General features: G+C 63.2%; 6 protein-coding genes. 1 reads left to right on the top strand and 5 read right to left on the bottom strand.

Going from position 1 to position 4,338, the window contains the following annotated elements; genetic code table 11:
• Window positions 1-199 precede the first annotated feature (199 nt).
• The 4 genes from AWC19_RS02365 to AWC19_RS02345 all read right to left on the bottom strand — a co-directional run bounded on the left by AWC19_RS02365 (window position 200) and on the right by AWC19_RS02345 (window position 3,522).
• Entirely contained in the window at window positions 200-982 is a 783-nt protein-coding gene (locus AWC19_RS02365; protein ID WP_142280924.1) for a DUF6602 domain-containing protein, read from the bottom strand.
• A 487-nt stretch (window positions 983-1,469) separates the two neighbouring features.
• A complete protein-coding gene (locus tag AWC19_RS02355; protein ID WP_211284824.1) occupies window positions 1,470-2,321 on the bottom strand; it encodes a nucleotidyl transferase AbiEii/AbiGii toxin family protein in 852 nt (283 codons plus the stop codon).
• Window positions 2,318-2,875 (bottom strand): type IV toxin-antitoxin system AbiEi family antitoxin domain-containing protein, encoded by a 558-nt coding sequence (locus tag AWC19_RS02350; protein WP_085076499.1) that lies wholly within the window; start codon window positions 2,873-2,875, stop codon window positions 2,318-2,320. Before AWC19_RS02350 ends, AWC19_RS02355 begins: the two co-directional genes overlap by 4 nt.
• Before the next feature lie 371 nt (window positions 2,876-3,246).
• Window positions 3,247-3,522 (bottom strand): hypothetical protein, encoded by a 276-nt coding sequence (locus tag AWC19_RS02345; RefSeq protein WP_211284823.1) that lies wholly within the window; start codon window positions 3,520-3,522, stop codon window positions 3,247-3,249.
• A gap of 132 nt (window positions 3,523-3,654) precedes the next feature.
• On the opposite strand from AWC19_RS02345, the gene AWC19_RS02340 reads away from it, so the two are divergent.
• The gene (locus tag AWC19_RS02340; protein WP_085076497.1) at window positions 3,655-3,903 is read left to right on the top strand and encodes a hypothetical protein; all 249 of its coding nucleotides are present in this window, start codon (window positions 3,655-3,657) and stop codon (window positions 3,901-3,903) included.
• A gap of 155 nt (window positions 3,904-4,058) precedes the next feature.
• Here the strand turns inward: AWC19_RS02340 and AWC19_RS29995 are convergent.
• On the bottom strand, window positions 4,059-4,338 hold a 280-nt coding region (locus AWC19_RS29995), incomplete at its 5' end, for an MTB12 C-terminal domain-containing protein (RefSeq protein ID WP_483869929.1).

The following is a 4,338-nucleotide window of genomic DNA, read 5'->3' as shown; positions in this document are numbered from 1 at the left end:
AACAGGCCTAACCACTAACCCAGAGTGTCAAGGATCAACCGAAACAGAAACGTCAAGGATCAACCGACTCCAAACAGCCCCACCGTGATGGGCCTGCTCAGGGCCTATTTGTGATTGTTAGAACGGCTGCAAGGGCCCAAATTTACCGGCGTCGTACCGGCGTGCGGCGCGGTACATGGGCCGCTAGCTAACTGCACTTCTAGGAGTCCGGTTCCGGGTAAGGGCCGACCCGGAAGGGGTGGTACTGCCGGACCGGGTGCTCGCGGTAGAAGATGTGCGGAACAGTCATGTAGTGAGTCCAGAGCATTCTTACGAGCGACGGAACGTCGTCCTCCGTCTGAACGAGCCCCCGGTGTCTGGACGGCGACATTCTCTGGCATCCGTCGTTGTTGGCGATGTTGATCGCGGCCCAACCATCTAGCACGAAGATCCCATCGGGCTGTTCCTCCCACGGCGTGTCCTCGAACTCCTCACGTACAAGTTTGATCGCAGCTGCTGCAGACATATTTGACTCGTACGCAAAGACAAAGTATGGGATTCGCTCGACGAATCGAGCCAGATCAGCGGGTGTTTTGACAAAGACCTCTCCGCCGACACCGGGGCGGCGCTGAAGTTTCTTCACCGACCGCGCGTTCCTCATCGCGCGCCGAAGCTCCTCGGTGCTGAGGCGCGCTTTGACCTGATACGCGGCCTCCACGCCATGGGCGATCAACATCTGTTCGCTATCACCGGTCCACAGCGGCTGCCACTGGTTGACGACTGTGACGTCTACCTCGTCGGACTGAGCACCGCTGGGATCGATGATGGAAGAGTTCACCGCGACCCGTTGAGCTCCAAGGTTTTCTTGCAGGAACTTTGCCAGAGCCTGCTCGTTCGCCCCGCCTTTGATGTGCGAGTCCGATTGCACCTGGCGTGTTCGCTCGAACCTAGCTCGCAGCTCAGCGCCGCCTCTGGCCCAGAACTCTGTAACTGAATTGCTCACCCGGCCATTGTGAACGCGACGTTGTGACAAGACGAGAAGGTAGTGCCGCTACGACGAAAGGCGCAGTGACTACTCAAGGGAGCTGGCCTCTTGTTCAGCCTTCTCCCTGCGCTCCACGACCTTGTTGGTCGCAGGTTCGAGCCCCGCCCGCCCCACTTCAGCCCCACTTCAGAGGCTGTTCTCAAGATCAGCCTCGCGTCATCGAATATTCATCGGCCCTAGTTCTTCTCGTGCCGCGCACCACTCCTTGCCGAAGTTGTTCGGGTCGCGAAGCGTTCCGGCCGTCGAGGGAAAAATGACCATTTGCTCGCCCAGGCAGGGCAGCGGCCCGGCGCTTGCAGAGCACGTCGACGGCGAACTTGGTTAGCGGGATGGTTCGCCGGCCGGCGGCCGACCTGGTCTCATCGACGCGCAGCAGGCCTCCACCGGGCACGCTTGCTTGGGGGTGAATTCTCGTCCTCATCCGTGGGACTGATATCGCCTCCATCTATTCGGGGCCGTGGGCAAAGACGTAATCGAGATACGAAGCAACAAGGGCGATTTGGTTGTCGAGCTTTTCTTCGCAGGCGGACTCGAGGTGTTCTTTGCGACGCCACGCGGCCCATTTCGCTTGTGCGACTTCACCGTAGCCGGCGAGGTGCGGTGCGACGGGCTCGAGGGTGACTCCGCGGTGACGCGCGACGGCCCGTGCCGAGTGGAGAAGTCCGTCGGGGTCGATGCCTTGGCGGGCGAGCTGGACGATGTCGACGTAGTCACGCCAGCGGGTACTCGTGATTCCGCGTTCGAGGATCGTGACGCCTTTTTCGGCGATGGCGGTCTCGGGCGCATAACCAAGGAGGGTGATCGGCTCGCCGAGGATCCGGTCGATGGTGACCTGCCGGGGCGGCGGCACGATCGGGTCTCCGGTGGATACGTCCCAGGCCGCGGCGCCATGCCATGGTCCGATCGACACGGCGACCCGTACGCGAAGACCCGGGTAGTCCGCCTGATCGCGGATCTCCCGCACGTTGATCGTTTCGAGGTCGAACACCACCCCGTCATCGACGTCGATGTTGGCGATGTCACGGACCACATGGGCGAGATGCTCGACGGTGACATCGGCGTGGACGGCGTTGGCATCGGCATCCTTCGTCGGGCGACGTACCCCGTAGGCGGCCAGCAGAATTCCGCCCTTGAGGACGAACGCGCCTGCATGGGGGCTGCGGGTAAGTCGATCCAGGAACGATTCGAGGGTGTGCCGAATCAAGTACTCCTGCGTCGGTGCGCGGGTCCCGCCGTTTGCCGCCGCGGACCGAGCGAGGGACTGTATCCGGCGAAACACGGCGTCACCTTCGCTCACCCCATCATCTCCAACGCCTGCAGAACGGGGGACTTCGTCCGCGGTAGGCGGGACGCGATGTCGATCAGCCGGGCCGGTTTGCCGCCTCGACGCAGCCATTCCCGCAGCGCGTCTCGTGCCAGTTCGTATCCGACCTCGCCGCGCAGCCGGAACGCGTCGGCGATCGACCGCTCAGGAGAGTAGATCCAGATCGTCTGATCCGATCCAGGGATCGCGATCTGTTCGCGTCCGATTTGGAATGTGGCCCTGTCGAATTGATGCCATGCGATCGCACCCGTGCTTGCGGGTGTCCTCGAGCCCCGCGGGATCGCGACGTCCAGCGCGGCGGGGATCGCGTCGGTCAGGTCGTAGTGGGCGAGCGCGGAGGTTAGGCAAATCGTCGCGTCGGGGCGGCGCGTGGCGGCCTCGATCTGATCCCAGTCGGCGGCCGACGCCTCCGCGGGCAGGTAGATACCGCGGGCGATGCGATCCAACCGACCCGTCCGCGCGCCGCGGTAGAGGGCACTGCGCGACAGGCCGGCCTGGCTCGCAGTGCGCGGCGTCAGGGCCTCCATCAGCCATCTCCTCTCCTGAGAAGATGGTACAGAACGTCTGCAGATAATCATAGCTGTAGACGTTTAGTTTCAATCTGGCGCGGCGTGGGGATGAGGAAGACGCAATGGCGCGATCGCCCATTTGCAAATCCGTTGGTCGCGGGTTCGAGCCCCGCCCGACCCACCGTGAATGTGTACGACTGGTTTCCTTGGCTTTTCCTTGACACTCCGTCGAATGAGGGAGTTAACCATGGCCGAGCGGAGGGATCGAGCGGAAGCGATGGCGGTGACCGGCGACGGGTTGCCGGCGTCGCCGGCAGCCGAGAAGTCGGGGTAAAACCTGCGGATCGCTCACGAACGCATCGGCACATTTCCCCGATGAGATGCCGGGGTCAGGAGCCAGCCTCTTTGTGCAGGCGTAGTAGGGCCGCTGCTATCACAGTCTCCGCTTCCACGATCACTGCTTCTGCCGCCGCCTTGGCTTCTGCCGCTGCTGCCTCGCCCTCTGCCGCCTCGGCACGGCGCGCCGCGTGCCTGCGCGCCACCGCCATCGCGTAGACCAAAACCCCGGCGCAGGCGACGACCGACACCACCGGCCCCGCTGCGGCGGTGACGATGAACGCGAAGGAAAAGCTCAACACAATGAGCCAGACAAGCCTGCTCGTCATCATGGATGTTACGTCGGCTGGTACCGCCTTGACGTTACTCAGGGTGTCCCTGCCGGCGGGGTGAAGTGCTGGCGCCGACGCCCCCATTCCGGCGAACTGAGGCGCCCACGGCGAAACAGGCGTGAACCTGAGATGGCCCATCCCGACGCTCTGCTGCGCATGGATGAAAAGCAGTTGAAGGATCTGCAGAGCCGGCTCAGGACTGCACGCGAGAAGAACTTCAGCCTGTTGCGGCGGCAGGGTGCGGCCCGAGTGGAGGCCAAAGGTTCTCGCGGCGCCGCCCAGCCAGCCAACGAACGACGTGCTGAAAAGGTGGAAGTTTTCGACGAGGCGTTGGCTCGAGTGAACGAGCGCCTCGATTCCGTGCGCGACACCGATTAGCGACGGACGCTCGACGCGTTAAACGAGCACACCGAAGCCGGCTCGCGGTGTGGCTAGCGCCGAAGCCGGGGCGATGCTCGGAGTCCATCCGGCTACGAAACCGCTTCCCAAGGATCGGGAGGCGCCTCGCCCGCCTACGTCAAAGCCAGTTCGAATCAGTGCCCGGCGACGGCCTGCACCAGCATGGTCGCAGAAGGGCTCGACAACACCCAGTTACCGTTCTGATTGACGAACATCAGCGGCTTTGTCACCGGCGCCGACAGCTTCGGCCCCGAGACGGCCACATCGGACATGACGGTAGTGGGACCGTTCTGCTGAATGTTGGAGACGGCAAACGACAACGGAAGCTGGCCGTTTCGGGAGCGTCCCGGGGAGTGGTGTAAGTGATGGCGGCGTGTCGGTCCCTGACGTAAGAGGGCCATCGCGTGAGTCTCT

The sequence above is a fragment of the Mycobacterium palustre genome (assembly GCF_002101785.1).
Taxonomy (GTDB): Bacteria; Actinomycetota; Actinomycetes; order Mycobacteriales; family Mycobacteriaceae; genus Mycobacterium; species Mycobacterium palustre.
This window is presented reverse-complemented; position numbering and strand designations above follow the sequence as displayed.